The organism is Kluyvera sp., assembly GCF_965301105.1.
Map to the genome: position 1 here is coordinate 1 of NZ_CBDKZX010000066.1, position 21,380 is coordinate 21,380.

Here is a 21,380-nt window from a genome sequence, read left to right on the forward strand (position 1 = left end):
AGGATCGTTGCTTCATCAACAAACTTCATTTTACTCTCCGTAAATCATTCGCCTGCGCGGGGTAACGGAACAACCGCTTCACGCTTACGCCACCGCCCCCAAAGACGATGACCAATGGCGGAATACATCGCGCCCGCAACCACGACAAACGCACCGAGGTAACCTAAAAGGTTCAACATCGGTCTGGCGAAGAAATCGGGCCAGGCCATTGATAATAAATCTGAAAATAACAGAGTGAACAGCGGAGTCAGTGTGACTAACGCGCTCACCTGTGCCGCCTGCCAGCGCGCCATGGCTTCCGCCAGCGCCCCGTAGCCGACCAGTGTGTTCAGACCACAAAAGATCAGACAGGCTAACTGCCAGTCGCTCAGTTGCCCGATAACCTCAGGCTTCGCTAACGGCAGCAGTGCAATCGTACATAAAGTGTACAATAAAAAGAGGATCTGCTGTGACGCCATCCGCCGCAATAACACCTTTTGCGCGACGCCGTAACTCACCCAGACCATAGCCGCACCGACACCAAAAATAACGCCCCAGGTGTAATCGGTCAGGCGGGTAAAAATTTCGATCAGGCTGGTGTTAAAGAACATCACCAGCCCGCAAATCAGCATGGTCGCCCCAATAATCTGCGTACCGCGCATCTTCTCTTTGAGGATAAAGACGCTTGCTACCATCATACCAACGGGAGAAAGCTGGCCAATCACCTGTGACGCCGTTGGGCTAACGTACTGTAGCGATGAGCTAAACAGCACGAAGTTGCCAAACAGCCCGCCGGTGGCAATCAGCAGCAGGACCAGCCAACGCGGGTCACGGAAGAGCCGCAGGGACGGCAGCTTGCGCTTCCAGGTCAGGATGAGCCCCAGACCACAGCTCGCCATCAGAAAGCGGTAGAAAACGACGGTAGGCGGTTCCATGACTTCCAGAACCTGCTTCATCGCAATTGGCAATGCTCCCCAACAAACCGCCGTGGTGAGCGCCAACACAATACCTATGCCCGCCTGTTGCTTCATACCGGATTTCCTACCCTGAAACAGCGCTACAGACCATCATTTACCTGGCGTCGAATGTAAAAAGCCCCGCAACGTGTTGCGGGGCTTTTATCCGTTACCGGGACGCGAAAAACTTATTCAGCAACGATGCTGATGAATTTACGGTTTTTCGGGCCTTTAACTTCAAATTTCACTTTACCGTCTGCTTTAGCAAACAGAGTGTGGTCTTTGCCGCAACCAACGTTGGAGCCAGCGTGGAATTTGGTACCACGTTGACGAACGATGATGCTACCAGCCAGAACTGTTTCACCGCCGAAGCGTTTTACGCCCAGACGTTTAGCTTCTGAATCGCGACCGTTACGAGTCGAGCCGCCAGCCTTTTTATGTGCCATTTAATCTGCTCCCCTTAACTTAAGCGCTGATGCCAGTGATTTTCACATCAGTGAACCACTGACGATGGCCCTGCTGCTTACGATAGTGTTTACGACGACGAAACTTAACGATTTTAACTTTCTCGCCACGACCGTGAGCAACAACTTCAGCTTTGATAACGCCGCCATCAACGAAAGGAACGCCGATTTTGACTTCTTCACCGTTTGCGATCATCAGAACTTCAGCGAATTCAACAGATTCGCCAGTTGCGATGTCCAGCTTTTCCAGGCGAACGGTCTGACCTTCGCTTACTCGGTGTTGTTTACCACCACTTTGGAAAACCGCGTACATATAAAACTCCGCTTCCGCGCACATCTTTATGTGATTCAGAGTGCGCTATAAATATTCACAATAGGGCGCGAATATTACGCAAAACGCGAGCCTTTGACAAGTGCTACCATCAATAGATGCAGAAAAAAAACACAACGCGCACGGCAACGTTTATCTGTCGCGTTTTTTCAGTACAATCGTAGCTACAACTCTAACGTAAAACCTTCGTTATCCCGTATGGATAAGTGGTAAACAGGACATTAAGCCCGGCTTTTGCGATGAATTTACAAAAAATCAATGAGTTAACCGCGCAGGATATGGCGGGAGTCAATGCGACGATTCTTGAGCAGCTCAACTCGGACGTCCAGTTGATCAACCAGCTAGGCTATTACATCGTTAGCGGCGGCGGAAAACGGATTCGTCCTATGATCGCCGTGCTGGCCGCCCGTGCCGTTGGCTATCAGGGGAACGCCCACGTCAAGATTGCCGCGTTAATCGAATTTATTCATACCGCGACGCTCCTGCATGACGACGTCGTTGATGAGTCCGACATGCGCCGCGGCAAGGCCACAGCCAACGCCGCCTTTGGCAACGCGGCCAGCGTGCTGGTTGGCGACTTTATCTACACCCGCGCCTTCCAGATGATGACCAGCCTCGGTTCGCTGAAGGTGCTGGAAGTTATGTCTGAAGCGGTCAACGTCATTGCAGAAGGTGAAGTCCTTCAGCTCATGAACGTCAACGATCCGGACATCACCGAAGAGAACTACATGCGTGTGATCTACAGCAAGACCGCACGTCTGTTCGAAGCCGCCGCCCAATGTTCCGGTCTGCTGGCTGGCTGTACGCCGGAGCAGGAAAAAGGTTTACAGGATTATGGCCGCTACCTGGGTACCGCCTTCCAACTGATCGACGACCTGCTCGACTACAGCGCCGATGGCGAAACGCTGGGTAAAAACGTTGGCGATGACCTCAACGAAGGCAAACCAACGCTGCCGCTGCTGCATGCCATGCGCAACGGCACGCCGGAACAAGCGCAGCTGATTCGTGGCGCTATCGAACAAGGTAATGGCCGACATCTGCTGGAACCGGTGCTGGAAGCGATGGCCGCCTGCGGCTCGCTGGAATGGACACGCCAGCGTGCCGAAGAAGAAGCCGATAAAGCGATTGCCGCCCTGGCGCCGCTGCCTGATACCCAATGGCGCGATGCGCTTATTGGTCTCGCTCATATGGCTGTCCAACGCGATCGCTAATCCCTCTCCCGCGCAATGCGCGGGAAAGCTCCCAAAAACTCCAGATAACGTTATTAAGCGCCTGTAAATTGACGTTTTCCTAATTTATCATAACTTATACGAACTTTTTAGAATCTTCCTGAAAAGAACGTTACAGTACATTCCTCATCCAACATGACGATTTGAACTGCGCTCTCAGGGAGGAAGTATGGATAAATTAATCGACTGGCACCCGGCGGATATCATTGCCGGGCTGCGCAAAAAAGGCACTTCAATGGCCGCAGAATCACGCAAAAACGGCCTGAGTTCATCAACACTCGCCAATGTACTCTCACGCCCCTGGCCTAAGGGCGAAGTGATTATTGCGAAAGTACTGGAGACGGAGCCATGGGTAATTTGGCCATCACGATATCACGATCCGGTCACCCATGAGTTTATCGATAGAACGCAGGCGATGCGCCAGCCAAAGAAAGATGAATAGCGAGGGAGAACGCCCCCCTGACCCGGAGGGCGTTTAACAACGGCAGCGATTACTCGCCTTTTACACGTTCGATATTGGCGCCGAGCGCGCGCAGCTTATCTTCAATGCGTTCGTAGCCGCGGTCAATGTGGTAGATGCGGTCAACGATAGTGGTGCCCTGAGCAATACAGCCCGCCAGCACGAGGCTTGCCGATGCGCGCAGGTCGGTTGCCATCACCTGCGCGCCAGAAAGCTGCTCAACGCCGTGGCAAATCGCGGTGTTGCTTTCGATTTCCGCACGCGCGCCCATACGGATCAGTTCCGGAATGTGCATGAAACGGTTTTCAAAGACCGTTTCAGTGATCACGCCGGTTCCTTCCGCCACCATGTTCAGCAGGGTGAACTGCGCCTGCATGTCGGTCGGGAACGCCGGATGCGGCGCAGTACGTACGTTCACCGCTTTCGGACGTTTGCCGTGCATATCAAGGCTAATCCAGTCTTCGCCGACTTCGATATCCGCACCGGCTTCGCGCAGCTTGGCCAGCACCGCATCCAGCGTATCCGGCTGGGCGTTGCGGCAGACAATTTTGCCGCCGGAGATCGCCGCCGCCACCAGGAAGGTGCCGGTTTCAATACGGTCAGGCAGGACGCGATACACGCCGCCGCCCAGGCGTTTCACGCCTTCGATGGTGATGCGATCGGTACCCTGCCCGGTCACTTTCGCGCCCATCGCGTTCAGGAAGTTCGCCGTATCGACGATTTCCGGCTCGCGCGCGGCGTTTTCAATGACAGTTGTCCCTTCCGCCAGCGTTGCCGCTGTCATAATGGTGACGGTCGCGCCGACGCTGACCATATCCATAACGATATGCGCGCCTTTCAGACGACCATTGACGGACGCCTTGACGTAACCTTCTTCCAGCTTAATTTCTGCGCCTAACTGCTCAAGACCAGAGATGTGCAGATCGACCGGACGCGCACCGATAGTGCAACCACCCGGCAGAGAAACCTGACCCTGGCCAAAACGCGCCACCAGCGGCCCCAGCGCCCAGATAGAGGCGCGCATGGTTTTCACCAGGTCGTAAGGTGCGCAAAATACGTTGACCGAGCCGGCATCAATCCATACAGAACCGTTACGCTCAACCTTCGCACCCAGCTGCGTCAGCAGCTTCATGGAGGTGTCGACATCTTTCAGCTTCGGTACGTTCTGGATCTCTACCGGGTCTTCTGCCAGCAAAGCGGCAAAAAGAATCGGCAGGGCAGCATTTTTGGCGCCGCTAATGGTGACCTCGCCCTGAAGGCGGGTTGGCCCCTGCACACGAAATTTATCCATCAAATCTAATCTCTGTTAAGTATTCACGTTCGCCACCGGGAAAGCGTTACCACTTTCCCCATGGCTCAAAAACCGTTGAGTTTGCGATCGCGCGCCCACTCTTGCGGGGTATACGCTTTGATCGACAGGGCATGAATGCGGTTGTCCGCAAGATACTCCATCAGCGGGCCATAGATAGTCTGCTGCTTCTTAACCCGGCTCATGCCCTCAAACATCTCACCCACGGCAATCACCTGGAAGTGGCTACCGTCGCCAGAAACGAGAACTTCCTGAAGGGAGAGTGCATTCATCAGCACGGTCTGAATTTCATTATTTTCCATAGGTTCACATTTCATTTGAGAGTGAAAACAGCCCCACATCTTAGAGGAAAGTGGCGCAGTCTTAAACAAGCAAAAAGCCCCATCGTTAAGATTGATGGGGCTTTAGGAACATTAGCAGCAATAACGTGCTGAAATTTTTAAGGGATCATATCTTCAGGCAGATTATACAACCGTTTCAGCGTCGCCACTTTTTCACTCACGCCTTCCAGGCGTACCTTGCGGCCCTGGGAATGAATCAGGTCAACCAGGTGCACTAACAGCGCCAGGCCTGCCGTATCGACGCGGCTAAGGCCATTGAGGTCGATTACCGAAACGCCCTGCGTGGCTTCATTTCTGGCGTCCCACAGGGGCACCAGAAAGTCCTGATCCAGTTCGCCAAGCAGCGTCAGGCGTTCGCCATCGCGCGTCCAGCTAAGCTCTTCAGCCATTATTTTTTCTGTTCCAAGGTGATCGGCTGCGCAGAGATGGATTTCAGCTGTGCGGTCAGGCCATCAATACCTTTGGTACGCAGCAGGTCGCTCCACTCGTTCTGTTTGGTGGTGATCATGCTCACCCCTTCAGCGATCATATCGTACGCCTGCCAGTTACCCGTCTGGGTGTTTTTACGCCACTGGAAGTCCAGGCGCACCGGCGGACGACCGTTCGGGTCGATGATGGTCACGCGAATAGGCACGATAGTCGCGTCGCCCAGCGGCTGTTCCGGGGCAATCTGGTAGGTCTGGCCGTGGTACATCGCCAGCGCCTGGCCGTATGCCTGCTTCAGGTATTCACGGAAAGCGGCGAAGTAAACTTCACGCTGTGCCGGAGTCGCATCTTTGTAGTAACGGCCCAGCACCAGCGCGCCGGCGTATTTCACCTGCACGTACGGCAGCAGTTCCTGGTCGACCACGTCGCGCAGGTAGTTCGGGTTAGAACGAATCTTAGGTTGTTCATTCTTCAGACGATCGAACGTTTTCTGCGCCGCTTCGTTCATCAGCTTGTAAGGGTTAGATTGGTCTGCTGCCGTTGCGGCCGTTAGCGGGGCAATCACCAGCATGGCGACCATCAGTAAGCGTTTAAACATGTCGAGTATCTCCTGAGATTAATTCGTCGTGCCAGTTGCAGGCGTCGCCGTATCAGTATGTCCATCTGTGGATTCCTGCGCATCGCCTGAAGTCTTATTGTCGCTGCCTTTGCTGTTATAAAGGAATTGGCCAATAAGATCTTCCAGCACCATCGCCGATTTGGTGTCCTGAATGGTGCCGCCGTCTTTAAGAATAGACGTTCCCAGCTCAGGGTCTTCAAAACCGACGTTCAGCGCCAGATACTGTTCCCCCAGCAGACCGGAAGTGCGAATCGCCAGCGAACTGGTATCCGGAATGTGGTTGTAGCGATCTTCAATGTCGAGGGCCACGCGAGGTAAATAGGTTTTTGGATCGAGGGTAATGTCCGCCACGCGGCCAATCACCACGCCGCCAATGCGCACCGGCGAACGCGCCTTCAGGCCGCCGATGTTATCGAAGGTGGCGTAAATGCGGTAGGTTGGCTCTGATTTCATCGATGAAACGTCCGCCGCCTTCAGGCAGACAAACAGTGCCGCCAGCAGGGCCACCAGCAGGAAAATACCGACCCAGATTTCACTCTTTTTCGTTTGCATTCACTCAATTCCCAAACATCAGTGCCGTCAGCACAAAGTCCAGCCCAAGAACCGCCAGCGACGAGTGCACCACGGTACGGGTGGTCGCCCGGCTGATTCCGGCAGAAGTGGGGATTGCATCGTAACCGTTAAATAACGCAATCCATGTCACCGTAATGGCGAAAACCAGGCTCTTAATCAGGCAGTTCACCAGATCAAGACGCCAGTCCACCGCATTTTGCATTGCCGACCAGAAGAACCCGGCATCAATGCCTTTCCAGCTTACGCCGACCAGCGAACCGCCCCAGATGCCCACCGCCACGAAGATAATCGTCAGCAGCGGCAACGAGATGACGCCGGCCCAGAAGCGCGGAGAAATGACCCGGCGCAGCGGATCCACCGCCATCATTTCCAGACTGGAGAGCTGCTCAGTCGCGCGCATCAGGCCAATTTCCGCCGTCAGCGCCGAACCGGCGCGCCCGGCAAACAGCAGCGCGGCCACCACCGGCCCCAGTTCGCGCAGCAGCGACAGCGCCACCAGCATACCGAGGCTGGTCTCTGCGCTATAGGTGGTCAGTACCAGGTAACCTTGCAGGCCCAGCACCATACCGATAAACACGCCCGAGACAATGATGATAACCATCGAGAGCACGCCGACGTTGTAGAGCTGACGCACCAGTAAAGGCGCATGCTTACGAAATTCCGGCTTGCCGACAACGGCATTGAATAACATTAACCCAGCTCGCCCAAACGTCGCGATGGTCTTAATCCCGCGATGTCCAAGCGCTGCCAGTGCATTTAACAACATGAGTCGATTATCTCCCTGTGCCGATGAGGTCGCGGCGATAATCGCCCGCAGGGTAACGGAACGGCACCGGGCCGTCGGCAATACCGTCAAGGAACTGACGCACTCGCGGATCGTCGTTTTCCTGCAACGACGTTGCGCTACCGTGAGCGATGATTTTGCGGTCCGCCATAATATAGGCGAAATCGGCAATGCTCAGCACTTCCGGTACATCGTGGGAAACCACAATACAGGTGACACCCAATGCGCTGTTGAGTTCGGAAATCAGCTTCACCAGCACGCCCATGGTGATCGGATCCTGGCCGACGAAGGGTTCGTCGAACATGATCAGATCCGGTTCAAGGGCAATCGCCCTCGCCAGTGCGGCGCGTCTTGCCATCCCGCCAGAGAGCTCGGACGGCATCAATTTAGCGGCGCCGCGTAAGCCAACGGCTTCCAGCTTCATCATTACCGTGCTTTTCAGCAACGGCGCGGGAAGCCGGGTATGCTCGCGAATCGGGTACGCCACATTGTCAAACACGTTCATGTCGGTAAACAGCGCACCAGACTGGAACAGCATGCTCATCCGCTTACGCACGGTATACAGACGAGAGCGCGACATTTGCGGCACATTCTCGCCATCAAAGAGGATCTCTCCGCTATCCGGGGGGATTTGCCCGCCAATCAGGCGTAGCAGCGTGGTCTTGCCAATCCCCGACGGTCCCATAATCGCGGTAATTTTCCCGCGCGGCACCGACAGCGAGATCTTGTCGAAGATGACCCGACTGCCACGGGTAAACGTGACGTCGTGCATATCGACCAAATTCTCGAGTTTTTGGCTCATAGGCTTACCTTTCCAGGTCCTTAAGAGGAATCATTTCCTGCTTAATTGCGCATTCTTACAGAATCCTAACCGCACGAGTTAACGAAATCTGGCATTTGTTTTACTTTTCCTGCGCATAAAGTCAAAATTAGGAATTCGTTACGTCCAGACGTGCGGACCGACGATTATACCCGAATAAAGGACTTTAGATGCTCTTAGCCACGGCTCTGTTAATAATTGGTTTACTTCTGGTGGTCTACAGCGCCGATCGCCTCGTGTACTCCGCCTCTATTTTATGCCGTGCCCTGGGAGTTCCACCGCTGATTATTGGCATGACCGTGGTCAGTATCGGCACCTCGCTGCCGGAAATTATCGTCTCCGCCGCCGCCTCCCTTCATGGTCAGGTAGACGTCGCCGTCGGGACCGCCATCGGGTCTAACATCGTCAATATATTGCTGATCCTCGGCCTGACCGCACTGTTCCACCCATTTACCGTGCATTCTGATATCCTGCGCCGCGAAATACCGCTAATGTTGGTCGTTAGCCTGCTGGCCGGGTATGTATTGTATGATGGCGAGCTCTCGTTCATGGACGGCGTCTTCCTGATTATCCTGGCAGCCTTGTGGCTGCTGTTTATCATTAAGATAGCGCGTCTGGCCGAACGCCAGGGCAACGACAAATTCACCCAGGAGCAGTTGGCCGAACTGCCGCGCGATGGCTCGCTGCCTGTCGCCTGTTTATGGCTGGGCGTGGCGCTGATTATTATGCCGATGGCGACCCGTATGGTGATTGATAACGCCACGGTGCTGGCGAACTATTTCGCCATGAGCGAGCTGACCATCGGCCTGACGATTATCGCGCTCGGCACCAGTCTGCCGGAGCTGGCGACCGCTATTGCCGGCGTGCGTAAAGGCGAAAATGATATTGCGGTCGGCAACATCATCGGCTCGAATTTCTTTAATATCGCTATCGTTCTGGGTATTCCCGCCCTTCTCGCGCCGGGTACATTTAACCCGCTCGCGTTTACCCGGGACTATGGCGTAATGGTATTGGTGAGCGTGGTCTTCGCCCTCCTGTGCTGGCGTCGTCGCCAGATAGGCCGCGGCGCTGGCTTACTGTTAATCGGCGGGTTTGTTGCGTGGCTGGCGCTGCTCTATTGGGCAACGCCGCTCTTCATCGAATGAATCGGGATAACACTATGTCGCAAATAGATTTGCAGCCAAATTTCGACTTCCAGCAGGCGGGAAGAGAAGTTCTGGAGATTGAACGGGAAGGGCTGGAGCAGCTCGATCAATACATTAATCAGGATTTCAGCAACGCCTGCGAGAAGATCTTCTACTGCGGCGGCAAAGTCGTCGTGATGGGGATGGGCAAATCCGGGCATATCGGGCGTAAAATGGCGGCCACCTTTGCCAGCACCGGCACCTCTTCCTTCTTCGTCCATCCCGGCGAAGCGGCGCACGGCGATTTAGGCATGGTGACACCGCAGGATGTAGTCATCGCGCTCTCTAACTCCGGCGAGTCTAACGAAATTCTGGCGCTGATCCCGGTACTCAAGCGCCTGCGCGTGCCGCTGATCTGCATGACCAGCCGCCCGGACAGCAGCATGGGCCGCGCGGCGGATATTCATCTGTGCGTGAAAGTCCCGCGCGAAGCCTGCCCGCTTGGGCTGGCGCCGACCTCCAGCACCACCGCGGCGCTGGTCATGGGTGATGCGCTGGCCGTCGCGCTGCTGAAAGCCCGCGGCTTTACCGCCGAAGACTTTGCCCTGTCGCACCCCGGCGGCGCACTGGGTCGCAAGCTTCTGCTGCGCGTTAACGATATTATGCATACCGGCGATGAAATCCCGCACGTCAGCGAGGATGCCTCCCTGCGCGACGCGCTGCTGGAAATTACCCGTAAAAATCTCGGGATGACGGCCATCTGCGATGACAATATGCAGATTAAAGGGATCTTCACCGACGGTGACCTACGACGCATCTTCGACAACGGCGCCGATCTGCGTAGCCTCGGCATCGCCGACGTGATGACGCCGGGCGGAATTCGCATTCGTCCAGGCACGCTGGCGGTCGACGCGCTGAACCTGATGCAATCACGCCATATCACCTGTGTGCTGGTTGCTGATGGCGACCATCTGCTAGGTGTGATACATATGCACGACCTACTGCGCGCAGGCGTAGTGTAATCAAGGATATAAAGAATGAGTAACGCTGTCGCATCGGTCGCCACCTGTTACGGGCCGGTGAGTCCACAATTTATCGCCAGGGCGGAGAAAATCCGCCTGTTGATCCTCGACGTCGACGGGGTGCTGTCCGACGGCCTGATTTATATGGGCAACAACGGTGAAGAGCTAAAGGCCTTTAACGTGCGCGACGGCTACGGCGTGCGCTGCGCCCTCACCTCTGGTATCGAAGTAGCGATTATTACCGGGCGAAAAGCTAAACTGTTAGAAGACCGCTGCGCTACGCTGGGTATCACGCATCTCTACCAGGGACAGTCGGATAAACTTATCGCCTATCGTGAACTGCTGGCGAAGCTGAGCCTACAGCCGGAAGAAGTCGCCTACGTGGGCGATGACCTGATCGACTGGCCGGTGATGGCAGAGATCGGCCTGAGCGTCGCGGTGGCGGATGCGCACCCGCTGCTGCTGCCGCGCGCCGATTACGTCACGCGCATTGCGGGCGGACGCGGTGCGGTACGCGAAGTCTGCGACCTGCTGCTGCTGGCGCAAGGGAAGCTCGACGAAGCCAAAGGGCAATCCATATGAGTAAAACCAGACGTTGGGTTATCATTCTGCTATCGCTGGTCGCACTTGTCCTCATCGGCCTGAATCTCGCCGACAAAGACGACAGCGGCCCGATCGCGGTAAACACTGGCGATCCAACCTATAAAAGCGAACATACCGATACGGTGGTGTACAGCCCGGAAGGCGCGCTCAGCTATCGGTTAATCGCCGAGCACGTGGAGTATTTTTCCGATCAGGGTCTGTCGTGGTTTACTCACCCCGTATTGACGACTTTTGACGCCGCGAAGGTGCCAACCTGGTCGATTAAAGCCGATAAAGCCAAGCTGACCAGCGACCGCATGCTGTATCTCTATGGGCACGTTGAAATCAACGCGCTGACAGAAGACGCACAACTGCGTAAGATTACGACGGATAATGCCCAGGTGAACCTGATAACTCAGGACGTTTCCTCTGACGATCTGGTGACGTTATACGGAACAACATTTAATTCCAGCGGCCTGAAAATGCGCGGCAATTTACGCAGCAAGAACGCCGAGCTGATTGAAAAGGTTAGAACTTCTTATGAAATCCAGAACAAACAAACTCAGCCTTAAGCTGGCGCTCGTCGCTTCTCTGCTGGCCGCCAGCCTGCCGGCAATGGCCTTAACCGGCGATACCAATCAGCCGATTCATATTGAATCCGATCAGCAGTCGTTGGATATGCAGGGCAACGTCGTGACCTTCACCGGTAACGTCGTCGTGACCCAGGGCAGCATCAAAATCAACGCCGACAAAGTGGTCGTCACCCGCCCGGCAAACCAGCAGGGTAAAGAAGTGATCGACGGCTACGGCAACCCGGCCACGTTCTACCAGATGCAGGACAACGGTAAGCCGGTGAAAGGTCGCGCGTCGAAGATGCACTATGAGCTGGCAAATGATTTCGTGGTGCTGACCGGCAATGCTTACCTTGAACAGCTGGACAGCAACATCAAGGGCGACAAAATCACCTACCTGGTGAAAGAGCAGAAAATGCAGGCGTTTAGCGACAAAGGCAAACGCGTCACCACCGTTCTGGTTCCGTCCCAGCTACAGGACAAATCCAAGGACCAGGCTCCGGCACAGAAGAAGAGTAACTAATTCGTTATGGCGACATTAACTGCAAAAAATCTGGCGAAGGCCTACAAAGGCCGCCGCGTCGTGGAAGATGTCAGTCTGACCGTCAACTCCGGTGAGATTGTGGGCCTGCTTGGGCCGAACGGCGCGGGTAAAACCACCACCTTCTACATGGTGGTCGGCATCGTGCCGCGCGATGCGGGCAATATCATCATTGATGACGAAGACATCAGCCTGCTGCCACTGCACGCTCGTGCCCGCCGCGGTATCGGCTATCTGCCGCAGGAAGCGTCGATTTTCCGTCGTCTGAGCGTCTACGATAACCTGATGGCGGTGCTGCAGATCCGCGACGATCTCAGTAATGAGCAGCGAGAAGACCGCGCCAAAGAGCTGATGGAAGAGTTCCACATCGAACATCTGCGCGACAGTCTGGGCCAGGCGCTTTCCGGTGGTGAACGCCGCCGCGTTGAAATCGCCCGCGCGCTGGCGGCAAACCCGAAGTTTATCCTGCTGGATGAACCGTTTGCCGGCGTTGACCCGATCTCCGTTATCGACATCAAACGCATCATCGAACACCTGCGCGACAGCGGCCTTGGGGTACTGATTACCGACCATAACGTCCGTGAAACGCTGGCAGTGTGCGAACGCGCTTACATCGTCAGCCAGGGGCATCTGATTGCCCACGGGACACCGCAGGAGATCCTGGAAGACGAACATGTTAAACGCGTGTATCTTGGGGAAGACTTCAGACTCTGATAGGGTAGTGGTTATCGACGTTAGCGGGAGATATTCGTTCTGAACATGAAGCAAGGTTTGCAATTAAGGCTCAGCCAACAGCTTGCCATGACGCCCCAGTTACAGCAGGCCATTCGTCTGTTGCAATTGTCTACGCTGGAACTTCAGCAGGAACTCCAGCAGGCGCTGGAGAGCAATCCCCTGCTCGAGCAAACCGATCTTCACGATGAAGTAGAGACTCAGGAAACCGTCGATAACGAAACGCTGGACAGCGTAGACGCGCTGGAAAAGCCGGACATGCCCGAAGAGCTGCCGCTTGACGCCAGCTGGGACGAAATCTACACCGCCGGAACCCCTTCCGGTACCGGGGCGGACTATCAGGACGACGAACTGCCGGTTTATCAGGGTGAAACCACCCAGTCACTTCAGGATTACCTGATGTGGCAGGTAGAGTTAACGCCGTTTACCGATACCGACCGGGCGATCGCCACGTCGATCGTCGACGCGGTGGATGACACCGGCTACCTGACCGTCACCGTCGAAGATATCCGCGAAAGCATCGGCGATGACGAAATTGGCCTGGACGAAGTGGAGGCGGTACTTAAACGCATCCAGCGTTTCGATCCGGTTGGCGTAGCCGCCAAAGATCTCCGCGATTGTCTGCTGATCCAGCTGTCACAATTTTCAGCAGACACGCCGCGTCTGGATGAAGCGCGCCTGATTATCAGCGATCATCTCGATCTGCTCGCTAACCACGATTTCCGCTCGCTGATGCGGGTCACCCGCCTGAAAGAAGACGTACTGAAAGAAGCGGTCGATCTGATCCAATCGCTGGATCCGCGCCCGGGCCAATCGATCCAGACCGGTGAACCGGAGTATGTGATTCCAGACGTACTGGTGCGCAAGGTCAACGATCGCTGGGTGGTCGAGCTGAACGCCGACAGCATTCCGCGCCTGCAGATTAACCAGCATTACGCGGGCATGTGCAACAACGCCCGCAACGACGCCGACAGCCAGTTTATTCGCAGCAACCTGCAAGAGGCAAAATGGCTGATCAAGAGTCTTGAGAGCCGCAACGATACGCTGCTGCGCGTCAGCCGCTGCATCGTCGAGCAACAGCAGGCCTTTTTCGACCTTGGCGAAGAGTACATGAAACCGATGGTGCTGGCTGACATCGCCCAGACCGTCGAGATGCACGAGTCCACCATTTCGCGTGTTACCACGCAGAAGTATTTGCATAGCCCACGGGGCATTTTCGAGCTTAAATATTTCTTCTCCAGCCACGTCAGCACCGAGGGCGGCGGCGAAGCCTCGTCCACGGCCATTCGGGCGCTGGTTAAGAAATTGATTGCCGCGGAGAATCCCGCGAAACCACTGAGCGACAGTAAGCTGACCACCATGCTCTCTGAACAGGGTATCATGGTGGCAAGGCGCACCGTTGCAAAGTACCGAGAGTCTTTATCCATTCCGCCGTCTAACCAGCGTAAACAACTGGTCTGACACAACTGATAAGGAAGACACTATGCAGCTCAACATCACTGGACACAACGTCGAGATCACCGAGCCGATGCGCGAATTCGTGACCACGAAATTCAGCAAGCTGGAGCAGTATTTCGAGAGGATCAATCAGGTCCATATTGTGTTAAAGGTGGAGAAACTGACGCACATCTCGGATGCGACATTGCACGTGAACGGCGGCGAACTTCATGCCAGCGCGGAAGGGCAGGATATGTATGCCGCCATCGACGGTTTGATCGATAAACTGGCGAGACAGTTAACCAAGCACAAAGATAAACTAAAACAACATTGATTGTCCGAGCGATCGCCCGATATGCCTGCATATCGGGCGATGCTTAGGTGAAATTATGACAAATAACGATTCGGCTCTACAACTGAGCAATGTCCTTAACCAGGAATGTACCCGCAGTGCTGTGCACTGTCAGAGTAAAAAACGTGCGCTGGAAATCATCAGCGAGCTGGCGGCGAAACAGCTTAGCCTGCCGCCGCAGGTGGTGTTCGAAGCCATTCTGACCCGTGAAAAAATGGGCAGTACCGGCATCGGCAACGGCATCGCCATTCCTCACGGCAAGCTCGAAGAAGATACGCTGCGTGCGGTCGGTGTGTTCGTGCAACTCGAAACGCCAATCGCCTTCGACGCTATCGACAACCAGCCAGTCGATTTACTCTTTGCGCTGCTGGTGCCGGCTGACCAGACTAAAACCCATCTGCATACGCTTTCCCTGGTGGCAAAACGTCTGGCAGATAAAACCATTTGCCGCCGCTTGCGCGCCGCGCAGAGCGACGAAGAGCTGTATCAAATCATCACCGATACGGAAACCCACGATGATGCGTAATGGACATCACATCGTACTGAGGAGAAACGGTACATGGTACTGATGATCGTCAGCGGCCGCTCTGGCTCGGGAAAATCAGTGGCCCTGAGGGCGCTGGAAGATATGGGCTTCTACTGCGTTGATAACCTGCCGGTAGTGTTGCTGCCAGAGCTGGCAAAGACGCTGGCCGACCGCGAAATCTCGGCGGCCGTGAGCATCGACGTGCGTAACATGCCTGAAACCCCGGAAATCTTCGAACGGGCAATGGAAAACCTGCCGGAGAACTTTTCCCCGCAGCTGCTGTTCCTCGACGCCGACCGCAACACGCTGATTCGTCGCTACAGCGACACTCGCCGTCTGCACCCGCTCTCCAGCAAGAATCTGTCGCTGGAAAGCGCGATTGATGAAGAGAGCAACCTGCTGGAGCCGCTGCGCTCTCGCGCCGACCTGATTGTCGACACCTCCGAGATGTCTGTTCACGAGCTGGCAGAAATGCTGCGCACCCGTCTGCTGGGCAAACGCGAGCGCGAGCTAACGATGGTGTTCGAATCCTTCGGCTTCAAGCATGGTATTCCTATCGATGCCGACTACGTGTTTGACGTGCGCTTCCTGCCAAACCCGCACTGGGATCCGAAACTGCGCCCAATGACCGGCCTCGACAAACCGGTTGCCGCGTTCCTCGACAGGCACACAGAAGTTCACAACTTTATTTACCAGACCCGCAGCTATCTTGAGCTATGGTTACCTATGCTGGAAACCAACAACCGCAGCTATCTGACGGTTGCGATTGGCTGTACCGGCGGTAAGCACCGTTCGGTCTATGTTGCCGAACAGCTGGCTGACTACTTCCGCTCGCGCGGTAAGAACGTGCAATCTCGTCATCGGACGCTGGAAAAACGCAAATCATGACCGTAAAGCAGACCGTGGAAATCACCAACAAGCTGGGCATGCATGCGCGCCCGGCGATGAAGCTGTTTGAACTGATGCAGCATTACGATGCGGAAGTGCTGCTGCGCAATGATGAAGGCACCGAAGCCGAAGCCAATAGCGTGATCGCGCTGCTGATGCTGGACTCTGCCAAGGGCCGTCAGATTGAAGTGGAAGCCACCGGTCCGCAGGAAGAAGAAGCGCTGGCGGCGGTGATTGCATTGTTTAACGCCGGGTTTGACGAAGACTAGTCGGCGCCCGGCGACAAACGCAAAGTCTGTAGGCCGGATAAGACGTTTACGCCGTCATCCGGCAATACCACGGTGCTGTGCATGATGGCGCGATGCTTATCAGGCCTACGGTTAATACAGTTTATTATCCCGCATAAACCCCTCCCCGCCGAGCTGGCGCATCTGACGTAAAATCCACGCCTGACGGCTACGCACATACCCGGATGGGGCATTGGCTTTAAAGCGGATCGGGTTAGGCAGCACCGCGGCCAACAGCGCGGCTTCCGCCATGGTCAGCTTGCTGGCCGGCTTGTGGAAATAGCGCTGCGACGCGGCTTCCACGCCGAAAATACCGTCGCCAAATTCAGCGATATTCAGGTAGACGGTCAAAATACGTTTCTTACTCCACACCGTCTCCATACCCAGAGTCAGGCCTGCTTCCAGCCCCTTACGCACCCAGCTACGCCCATCCCACAGGAACAGATTTTTCGCCGTCTGCTGCGACAGCGTCGAGGCACCGCGAATGCGGTTTTCGTTACGTTCGTTGTGCGCCAGCGCCTTTTCAATTGCCGACACATCAAAACCCCAGTGGTCAGGGAATTTTTGATCTTCGGCGGCAATGACCGCCAGCCCCATCCACGGTGAAATCTCATCCATGTTGACCCAGTCAGAATGGGCTACGTAGCCGAAATCCCCCGTTAACCAGGCACCCACCTGGCGCTCAATCATCACTGCGGAGAATGGCACCGGCAAGATACTGAACACTGCAATACCGCCGCCCCAGAATAGCGCCAGCATCAGCAACAGCCGCCAGGCCAGACGTTTAAGCCTGGCTATACTCCTTAAAGCCATCTTGTTCTCGCTAACTCTCTGACGCTGATTAATATTTCTGATTAAGTCGTTACGCTTCACACATTTTACTGATTCACGTAACAAACATTTTAAGTTTTGCTATCTTATTGAGCGTGCAATCGTATTTCAGGTTGTGTCAAAAAAATCAAAATCATGTCAATCATCTGACGCAACCACCAGTTCCCTGGTGTTGGCGCAGTATTCGCGCACCCCGGTCAAGCCGGGGTCATTTTTTTCCTGCACTGGCAACCCACGCTTTCAGCACCGCGACGTCGTGCTGCCATTCAGATTTCATTTCTTCGACCCATTCACCTACGTTATCCCACCATGCCGGCAGATCCGGGGATTGAATCTGCTGCCCCAGCTGTTGGAGATGACGTAGCCCGACGGAACCAGCAGCGCCTTTGATTTTATGGCCTTCTTCAACAATACCTTTTTGGTCGCGAGCGGTCAGGTTCGATTCCAGTACCGCCAGATAGCCCGGCATCATCTTCTCGAATACGGCCAGACCATCGGTGATCAGCTTCGGCCCAACCAGTTCGATGTACTGCTCCAGCATCGCAATATCGAGCAACTGCTGCGACTTGTCGTTATCACTCTGGCTCACGGTCCTCTCCTCTTCGTCTGCAGTGGTATCCCAGAACTTCTTGATCATCGCCGTCAACGCCGGAACCGAGAGCGGTTTACTCAGTACGTCGTCCATACCGGCGTCCAGATACTCTTTTTTGTCCTTCAGAACGTTCGCCGTCAGCGCCACCAGCGGCGGCAGATCATCGGCATGGTATTTGCGCGTTAGCTCGCGAGCGATGTCCAGACCGGTCATATCCGGCAGCTGAATATCCAACAGCACCAGGTCATACTCGCCGGGGGTGAACATCTCCAGCGCGGCCTTACCGGTCATCGCGACATCAACGCTGTTGCCCAGTTTTTCCAGCACCGAGCGCGCGACGATCACGTTCAACTCGATATCTTCCACCAGCAGCACGTGCAGCGCCGGCAACGGCATATCATCTTCGTCAAACGCGTCTTCCACTTCCTCAGCCACCGCCGGGGCGTGTGCCGTCAGGATAAAGGTCGAACCGTGTCCAGGTTGACTGGAAACCTCAATATCGCCACCCATACTTTTCGCCAGACGTTTCGACACGGCAAGGCCAATGCCAGTGCCGGTGGCGGGCTTGCCGCCCTCACTGTCTTTCACCTGATAATACATGGCGAAGATTTTGTCCTGCTCTTCCTGAGGGATACCGATACCGGAGTCTTCCACTTCAAAGTGCAGCATATCGCCAGCATCGTAGCGCACGCGCACGACCACGCTCCCCTCCTGAGTGAATTTAACGGCGTTGCTGATCAGGTTCCACAGAATCTGTCGCAGACGGGTACCGTCGGTAATCACTTTATGCGGCAAAGGCAGCGTCGGCTCCATCACAAAACGCAGCCCTTTTTGCTGCGCCTGCAAACCGGACAGGTTTTCGAGATCGGCAAGGAAGCCGGTAAAATCGACTTCCTGGTTATCCAGCTGAACTTTACGGCGCTCCATTTTATCCATGTCGATAATATCATTGAAGATATTGCCCAGCGTTACCGCCGAAACGTGGATCGTTTTCAGGTATTTTTCCTGCTCCGACGTCAGGTTGGTGTCGAGCAGAATGCGGCTGAGGCCAACAATGCCGTTGAGCGGGGTACGCAGTTCGTGGCTGATGGTCGAGATAAAGGTGGTTTTGTCGCGGCTGGCGCGCTCCAGCGCATCCTGATAGCGCTTGCGTTCGGTAATATCGCGACCAAAGCCCATCAGGCCATGGCGTTTACCCACGCGATCGTAGTAAGGCACTTTACGGATTTCGAAGCACGCTTTGCGCCCGTCCGGATAATCGAGCCACTGCTCGTAGGTCAGCGAGACGTTGTGACGGAAAACTTTCTCATCGGTTTCAATAACCTTTGCTGCCGCTTCGGGGGTGTAGACATCTTCCGGATGCAGATGAATCAGCTGCTTTTCACTCTTGCCAGTCAGCAGCTCCATCGCCCGGTTACAGCCGGAAAACTCTTTATCTTCATTGCGATAGAAAACCAGATCCGGCGAAGCATCTAGGAAAGAACGCAGGAAGGAGGACTGCTGTTCAAGGCGAATCTGCGTTTCCTCACGCTCCTGCACCTCAACGCGCAACTGCTCCAGTGTCGCCAGTCGCTCGGCCTCGGCTTTTTCGCGATCGCTAATTTCCTGATTAAGTTGTGAAATGTTGTCTTTAAGCTGAACATTGAGCTTGAGGTCACGCTCACGCATCTCTTCCAGCTTTTCTACCAGCCGGGACAGGCGCTGTCGCGACTCCTCAAGCTGTTCGACCACCACAGACAGAAAATAGACCGCCCAGGGGGTGATCAGCAGGCCGAAGAAGATCGAGCGAATCACGTCGATACTTTCCACCTGGCCGTGCAGCACCATGGTGACCGCCATCTGTACCACAATCGCCAACACCACCAGCGCGAGTGCCAGCAGCAGGGAGAAACGTACCAGACCCAGCTTCATCATCAGGTCGACGTAATACTGCGCCAGCATACGGATTTGCTTCATGAGGAGTTCCTTAACGACATCATCGCTCAATAATACCCAATTCTGAGCGCGGCGCGGTAGGTTGTGCGAAAAATGCGGGGATTATCTGCTAATTGGGTCACGGAGCCATTCCCGGCGGCGCTTCGCTTGGCCGGGCTACATTGCGGTTGTAGGCCGGATAAGGCGATGCCGCCATCCGGCAATGTATACAGAGGACCAGGTGGCGCTATGCGCTATGGCTGCACCCACGGTGCGCCCAACGCCGAGCCCTGTACACCGTGTTCGTTGAGGTATTTATCCAGTTCAACCATCCCGGTCCAGCGATTTTCACACCATAACGGCGCCAGCAGCGTCGGGCGACGGGCGCTGGCGGAGATACGATGGTAAATCACCTCCGGCGGCGTATGGCGGATCATCTCACCGGCGGTCACCGTGTACTCATCCAGCTCGATACCGTTCAGACGACCGGCTTCCCAGGCTTTTGCCATAATGCTGCCCGTCACGATATGCAGCGGGTGTAACTTGATGCCGTCGACGCCAGTCTCCACAACCCGCTCGAGCGTCTCCAGACACTCGCTTTGCCCTTCCCCCGGCAGGCCGACAATCAGGTGACTGCACACCTTCAACCCGCGCTCGCGCGCCAGCCGCGTGGTATTTTGATAACAGGCAAAGTCGTGGCCGCGGTTAATTCGGTGCAGCGTTTTATCGTGCGCGGTTTGCAGCCCCAGTTCCAGCCACACTTCATAGCCCTGATCTTTATACTCGCTCAGCAAATCAAGCACCGCCTCCGGCACGCAGTCCGGGCGCGTGCCGACGCACAGGCCGACGATATTGGCCTGACTCACCGCCTGCTGGTACATCGAACGCAGCACCTGAACTTCGGCAAAGGTGCTGGTATAGGCCTGGAAATAGGCCAGATAGCGTTTTGCGCGGTTGACCAGATTTGCCTGATGCGCCAGCTGGTCGGCAATCGACTTATGCTGCTGTGCTTCATCGGCAAACGAGGCGACATTACAGAACGTGCAGCCGCCGCGGCCGATAGTGCCGTCGCGGTTTGGGCAGCTGAATCCACCATGCAGCGTCAGTTTATGGACCTTTTCGCCGTAGCGACGCGTAAGATCCCCACCAAACATATTGACTAATTTTTGTAACTGCATAATCTGATAGACCGGCCTGAAGAAAGGGGCCAAGCCTGCCACTTTTAGTCTCGATCGGCGATGACCTGGATCAATCGCCATGTAGACCTATTGCTTCATTGCATAATCAATCAAAATTACTGCAATTTCATTCACCACCTGAGTGATTATTTTTGCTTATGTCAGCGCCGCTATTTGCAATAATCCAGCGTCTGTTGAAAAACAGAGGGATCCTATACCCACAGCCTTAACACCAGAATTAAATGCTGGTTTTCATCATTAAAACAGCTTATGTAGATTAAAACAGCGCTTTCATATAGTGAGACAGATCACACTCATAATGCCCTTCCCCATTGTTCAGCAGCCCGAAAAATAGTTGTATTTTTCTTATATTTCATAAAGTTAATTGTCTCATAGCACATTTTTGGATAAATAAGATTGCCATTTGACCTATGTACGGATTCCCGATAAGTTGGGAATCCGCTGGAAGCTTTCTGGATGAGCAGCCTGCTCATCATATTTATGCAGTAAT

At 55.0% G+C, this 21,380-nt stretch carries 27 protein-coding genes; 13 read left to right on the forward strand and 14 right to left on the reverse strand.

Annotation, left to right across the window (positions count from 1 at the left end):
* Nucleotides 1-44: 44 nt before the first annotated feature.
* The 3 genes from ACW14G_RS17750 to rplU form a co-directional block, all read right to left on the reverse strand.
* Complete coding sequence (locus ACW14G_RS17750) at nucleotides 45-1,010, reverse strand: DMT family transporter (protein WP_223803791.1); 966 nt, start codon at nucleotides 1,008-1,010, stop codon at nucleotides 45-47.
* A 113-nt stretch (nucleotides 1,011-1,123) separates the two neighbouring features.
* Nucleotides 1,124-1,381 carry a 50S ribosomal protein L27 gene (gene rpmA, locus ACW14G_RS17755; protein WP_003025030.1) on the reverse strand — a complete coding sequence of 86 codons (258 nt, stop codon included), beginning with the start codon at nucleotides 1,379-1,381 and terminating at the stop codon, nucleotides 1,124-1,126.
* 19 nt (nucleotides 1,382-1,400) lie between these two features.
* Nucleotides 1,401-1,712, reverse strand: coding sequence for a 50S ribosomal protein L21 (gene rplU / locus ACW14G_RS17760; protein WP_003025032.1), 312 nt, complete (start codon nucleotides 1,710-1,712; stop codon nucleotides 1,401-1,403).
* 257 nt (nucleotides 1,713-1,969) lie between these two features.
* Between rplU and ispB the strand changes: the two genes are divergently transcribed.
* Together ispB and sfsB are read left to right on the forward strand one after the other, a co-directional pair.
* Complete coding sequence (ispB, locus tag ACW14G_RS17765) at nucleotides 1,970-2,941, forward strand: octaprenyl diphosphate synthase (protein WP_167574952.1); 972 nt, start codon at nucleotides 1,970-1,972, stop codon at nucleotides 2,939-2,941.
* A 187-nt stretch (nucleotides 2,942-3,128) separates the two neighbouring features.
* On the forward strand, nucleotides 3,129-3,401 hold the full coding sequence (gene sfsB, locus ACW14G_RS17770; RefSeq protein WP_163447783.1) for a DNA-binding transcriptional regulator SfsB: 273 nt from the start codon (nucleotides 3,129-3,131) through the stop codon (nucleotides 3,399-3,401).
* Nucleotides 3,402-3,450: 49 nt separating this feature from the next.
* Here the strand turns inward: sfsB and murA are convergent, their stop codons facing one another.
* From murA to mlaF, 7 genes are all read right to left on the reverse strand, one after another.
* The gene (murA, locus tag ACW14G_RS17775; protein ID WP_163447782.1) at nucleotides 3,451-4,710 is read right to left on the reverse strand and encodes a UDP-N-acetylglucosamine 1-carboxyvinyltransferase; all 1,260 of its coding nucleotides are present in this window, start codon (nucleotides 4,708-4,710) and stop codon (nucleotides 3,451-3,453) included.
* Nucleotides 4,711-4,775: 65 nt separating this feature from the next.
* Complete coding sequence (gene ibaG / locus ACW14G_RS17780; RefSeq protein WP_064541877.1) at nucleotides 4,776-5,030, reverse strand: BolA family iron metabolism protein IbaG; 255 nt, start codon at nucleotides 5,028-5,030, stop codon at nucleotides 4,776-4,778.
* Nucleotides 5,031-5,167: 137 nt separating this feature from the next.
* Complete coding sequence (gene mlaB, locus ACW14G_RS17785; RefSeq protein ID WP_249022692.1) at nucleotides 5,168-5,458, reverse strand: lipid asymmetry maintenance protein MlaB; 291 nt, start codon at nucleotides 5,456-5,458, stop codon at nucleotides 5,168-5,170.
* Nucleotides 5,458-6,093 carry a phospholipid-binding protein MlaC gene (gene mlaC / locus ACW14G_RS17790; RefSeq protein WP_249022691.1) on the reverse strand — a complete coding sequence of 212 codons (636 nt, stop codon included), beginning with the start codon at nucleotides 6,091-6,093 and terminating at the stop codon, nucleotides 5,458-5,460. The genes mlaB and mlaC overlap by 1 nt, the downstream gene beginning before the upstream one ends.
* Before the next feature lie 18 nt (nucleotides 6,094-6,111).
* A complete protein-coding gene (mlaD, locus tag ACW14G_RS17795) occupies nucleotides 6,112-6,666 on the reverse strand; it encodes an outer membrane lipid asymmetry maintenance protein MlaD (RefSeq protein ID WP_163447779.1) in 555 nt (184 codons plus the stop codon).
* 4 nt (nucleotides 6,667-6,670) lie between these two features.
* A complete protein-coding gene (gene mlaE / locus ACW14G_RS17800; RefSeq protein ID WP_163447778.1) occupies nucleotides 6,671-7,453 on the reverse strand; it encodes a lipid asymmetry maintenance ABC transporter permease subunit MlaE in 783 nt (260 codons plus the stop codon).
* A gap of 7 nt (nucleotides 7,454-7,460) precedes the next feature.
* Nucleotides 7,461-8,273, reverse strand: coding sequence for a phospholipid ABC transporter ATP-binding protein MlaF (gene mlaF, locus ACW14G_RS17805; RefSeq protein ID WP_163447777.1), 813 nt, complete (start codon nucleotides 8,271-8,273; stop codon nucleotides 7,461-7,463).
* Between the two features lie 188 nt (nucleotides 8,274-8,461).
* On the opposite strand from mlaF, the gene ACW14G_RS17810 reads away from it, so the two are divergent.
* From ACW14G_RS17810 to npr, 11 genes are read left to right on the forward strand one after another with little or no spacing between them, the layout of a single operon-like run.
* Nucleotides 8,462-9,436, forward strand: coding sequence for a calcium/sodium antiporter (locus tag ACW14G_RS17810; RefSeq protein WP_167574951.1), 975 nt, complete (start codon nucleotides 8,462-8,464; stop codon nucleotides 9,434-9,436).
* A 14-nt stretch (nucleotides 9,437-9,450) separates the two neighbouring features.
* The gene (kdsD, locus tag ACW14G_RS17815) at nucleotides 9,451-10,437 is read left to right on the forward strand and encodes an arabinose-5-phosphate isomerase KdsD (protein ID WP_163447775.1); all 987 of its coding nucleotides are present in this window, start codon (nucleotides 9,451-9,453) and stop codon (nucleotides 10,435-10,437) included.
* Nucleotides 10,438-10,452: 15 nt separating this feature from the next.
* Nucleotides 10,453-11,019, forward strand: a complete 567-nt coding sequence (kdsC, locus tag ACW14G_RS17820) for a 3-deoxy-manno-octulosonate-8-phosphatase KdsC (RefSeq protein WP_167574950.1) — start codon at nucleotides 10,453-10,455, stop codon at nucleotides 11,017-11,019.
* Entirely contained in the window at nucleotides 11,016-11,591 is a 576-nt protein-coding gene (lptC, locus tag ACW14G_RS17825; RefSeq protein WP_163447773.1) for an LPS export ABC transporter periplasmic protein LptC, read from the forward strand. The genes kdsC and lptC overlap by 4 nt, the downstream gene beginning before the upstream one ends.
* Nucleotides 11,560-12,114 carry a lipopolysaccharide ABC transporter substrate-binding protein LptA gene (gene lptA, locus ACW14G_RS17830; protein ID WP_064541847.1) on the forward strand — a complete coding sequence of 185 codons (555 nt, stop codon included), beginning with the start codon at nucleotides 11,560-11,562 and terminating at the stop codon, nucleotides 12,112-12,114. Before lptC ends, lptA begins: the two co-directional genes overlap by 32 nt.
* Nucleotides 12,115-12,120: 6 nt before the next feature.
* Nucleotides 12,121-12,846, forward strand: coding sequence for an LPS export ABC transporter ATP-binding protein (gene lptB / locus ACW14G_RS17835; protein WP_064541846.1), 726 nt, complete (start codon nucleotides 12,121-12,123; stop codon nucleotides 12,844-12,846).
* A gap of 45 nt (nucleotides 12,847-12,891) precedes the next feature.
* The gene (gene rpoN / locus ACW14G_RS17840) at nucleotides 12,892-14,325 is read left to right on the forward strand and encodes an RNA polymerase factor sigma-54 (RefSeq protein ID WP_223803788.1); all 1,434 of its coding nucleotides are present in this window, start codon (nucleotides 12,892-12,894) and stop codon (nucleotides 14,323-14,325) included.
* A gap of 22 nt (nucleotides 14,326-14,347) precedes the next feature.
* On the forward strand, nucleotides 14,348-14,635 hold the full coding sequence (gene hpf / locus ACW14G_RS17845) for a ribosome hibernation promoting factor (protein ID WP_064541841.1): 288 nt from the start codon (nucleotides 14,348-14,350) through the stop codon (nucleotides 14,633-14,635).
* A gap of 55 nt (nucleotides 14,636-14,690) precedes the next feature.
* Complete coding sequence (gene ptsN / locus ACW14G_RS17850; protein WP_035891171.1) at nucleotides 14,691-15,179, forward strand: PTS IIA-like nitrogen regulatory protein PtsN; 489 nt, start codon at nucleotides 14,691-14,693, stop codon at nucleotides 15,177-15,179.
* Nucleotides 15,180-15,212: 33 nt separating this feature from the next.
* Nucleotides 15,213-16,067 (forward strand): RNase adapter RapZ, encoded by an 855-nt coding sequence (rapZ, locus tag ACW14G_RS17855; protein WP_064541836.1) that lies wholly within the window; start codon nucleotides 15,213-15,215, stop codon nucleotides 16,065-16,067.
* On the forward strand, nucleotides 16,064-16,336 hold the full coding sequence (npr, locus tag ACW14G_RS17860) for a PTS phosphocarrier protein NPr (protein ID WP_064541834.1): 273 nt from the start codon (nucleotides 16,064-16,066) through the stop codon (nucleotides 16,334-16,336). Before rapZ ends, npr begins: the two co-directional genes overlap by 4 nt.
* A 111-nt stretch (nucleotides 16,337-16,447) precedes the next feature.
* On the opposite strand, the gene mtgA is transcribed toward npr, so the two are convergent.
* The 4 genes from mtgA to ACW14G_RS17880 form a co-directional block, all read right to left on the reverse strand.
* Nucleotides 16,448-17,167 (reverse strand): monofunctional biosynthetic peptidoglycan transglycosylase, encoded by a 720-nt coding sequence (gene mtgA / locus ACW14G_RS17865; protein ID WP_249022690.1) that lies wholly within the window; start codon nucleotides 17,165-17,167, stop codon nucleotides 16,448-16,450.
* 226 nt (nucleotides 17,168-17,393) lie between these two features.
* On the reverse strand, nucleotides 17,394-19,733 hold the full coding sequence (gene arcB, locus ACW14G_RS17870) for an aerobic respiration two-component sensor histidine kinase ArcB (RefSeq protein WP_249022689.1): 2,340 nt from the start codon (nucleotides 19,731-19,733) through the stop codon (nucleotides 17,394-17,396).
* Nucleotides 19,734-19,945: 212 nt separating this feature from the next.
* Nucleotides 19,946-20,869, reverse strand: a complete 924-nt coding sequence (locus ACW14G_RS17875) for a TIGR01212 family radical SAM protein (protein ID WP_163447769.1) — start codon at nucleotides 20,867-20,869, stop codon at nucleotides 19,946-19,948.
* Between the two features lie 314 nt (nucleotides 20,870-21,183).
* On the reverse strand, nucleotides 21,184-21,380 hold a 197-nt coding region (locus tag ACW14G_RS17880), incomplete at its 5' end, for a hypothetical protein (protein ID WP_455648704.1).

Excerpts from the sequence above, each read along its gene's own strand:
- lptA (WP_064541847.1), top strand. The coding sequence starts at position 11,560 with ATGAAATCCAGAACAAACAAACTCAGCCTTAAGCTGGCGCTCGTCGCT.
- rplU (WP_003025032.1), bottom strand. The coding sequence starts at position 1,712 with ATGTACGCGGTTTTCCAAAGTGGTGGTAAACAACACCGAGTAAGCGAA.
- mlaB (WP_249022692.1), bottom strand. The coding sequence starts at position 5,458 with ATGGCTGAAGAGCTTAGCTGGACGCGCGATGGCGAACGCCTGACGCTG.
- kdsD (WP_163447775.1), top strand. The coding sequence starts at position 9,451 with ATGTCGCAAATAGATTTGCAGCCAAATTTCGACTTCCAGCAGGCGGGA.
- npr (WP_064541834.1), top strand. The coding sequence starts at position 16,064 with ATGACCGTAAAGCAGACCGTGGAAATCACCAACAAGCTGGGCATGCAT.
- ispB (WP_167574952.1), top strand. The coding sequence starts at position 1,970 with ATGAATTTACAAAAAATCAATGAGTTAACCGCGCAGGATATGGCGGGA.
- rpoN (WP_223803788.1), top strand. The coding sequence starts at position 12,892 with ATGAAGCAAGGTTTGCAATTAAGGCTCAGCCAACAGCTTGCCATGACG.
- hpf (WP_064541841.1), top strand. The coding sequence starts at position 14,348 with ATGCAGCTCAACATCACTGGACACAACGTCGAGATCACCGAGCCGATG.
- murA (WP_163447782.1), bottom strand. The coding sequence starts at position 4,710 with ATGGATAAATTTCGTGTGCAGGGGCCAACCCGCCTTCAGGGCGAGGTC.
- ibaG (WP_064541877.1), bottom strand. The coding sequence starts at position 5,030 with ATGGAAAATAATGAAATTCAGACCGTGCTGATGAATGCACTCTCCCTT.
- rpmA (WP_003025030.1), bottom strand. The coding sequence starts at position 1,381 with ATGGCACATAAAAAGGCTGGCGGCTCGACTCGTAACGGTCGCGATTCA.
- rapZ (WP_064541836.1), top strand. The coding sequence starts at position 15,213 with ATGGTACTGATGATCGTCAGCGGCCGCTCTGGCTCGGGAAAATCAGTG.
- mlaC (WP_249022691.1), bottom strand. The coding sequence starts at position 6,093 with ATGTTTAAACGCTTACTGATGGTCGCCATGCTGGTGATTGCCCCGCTA.
- ACW14G_RS17750 (WP_223803791.1), bottom strand. The coding sequence starts at position 1,010 with ATGAAGCAACAGGCGGGCATAGGTATTGTGTTGGCGCTCACCACGGCG.
- lptC (WP_163447773.1), top strand. The coding sequence starts at position 11,016 with ATGAGTAAAACCAGACGTTGGGTTATCATTCTGCTATCGCTGGTCGCA.
- mlaF (WP_163447777.1), bottom strand. The coding sequence starts at position 8,273 with ATGAGCCAAAAACTCGAGAATTTGGTCGATATGCACGACGTCACGTTT.
- mlaD (WP_163447779.1), bottom strand. The coding sequence starts at position 6,666 with ATGCAAACGAAAAAGAGTGAAATCTGGGTCGGTATTTTCCTGCTGGTG.
- ACW14G_RS17810 (WP_167574951.1), top strand. The coding sequence starts at position 8,462 with ATGCTCTTAGCCACGGCTCTGTTAATAATTGGTTTACTTCTGGTGGTC.
- sfsB (WP_163447783.1), top strand. The coding sequence starts at position 3,129 with ATGGATAAATTAATCGACTGGCACCCGGCGGATATCATTGCCGGGCTG.
- mlaE (WP_163447778.1), bottom strand. The coding sequence starts at position 7,453 with ATGTTGTTAAATGCACTGGCAGCGCTTGGACATCGCGGGATTAAGACC.
- arcB (WP_249022689.1), bottom strand. The coding sequence starts at position 19,733 with ATGAAGCAAATCCGTATGCTGGCGCAGTATTACGTCGACCTGATGATG.
- mtgA (WP_249022690.1), bottom strand. The coding sequence starts at position 17,167 with ATGGCTTTAAGGAGTATAGCCAGGCTTAAACGTCTGGCCTGGCGGCTG.
- lptB (WP_064541846.1), top strand. The coding sequence starts at position 12,121 with ATGGCGACATTAACTGCAAAAAATCTGGCGAAGGCCTACAAAGGCCGC.
- kdsC (WP_167574950.1), top strand. The coding sequence starts at position 10,453 with ATGAGTAACGCTGTCGCATCGGTCGCCACCTGTTACGGGCCGGTGAGT.
- ptsN (WP_035891171.1), top strand. The coding sequence starts at position 14,691 with ATGACAAATAACGATTCGGCTCTACAACTGAGCAATGTCCTTAACCAG.
- ACW14G_RS17875 (WP_163447769.1), bottom strand. The coding sequence starts at position 20,869 with ATGCAGTTACAAAAATTAGTCAATATGTTTGGTGGGGATCTTACGCGT.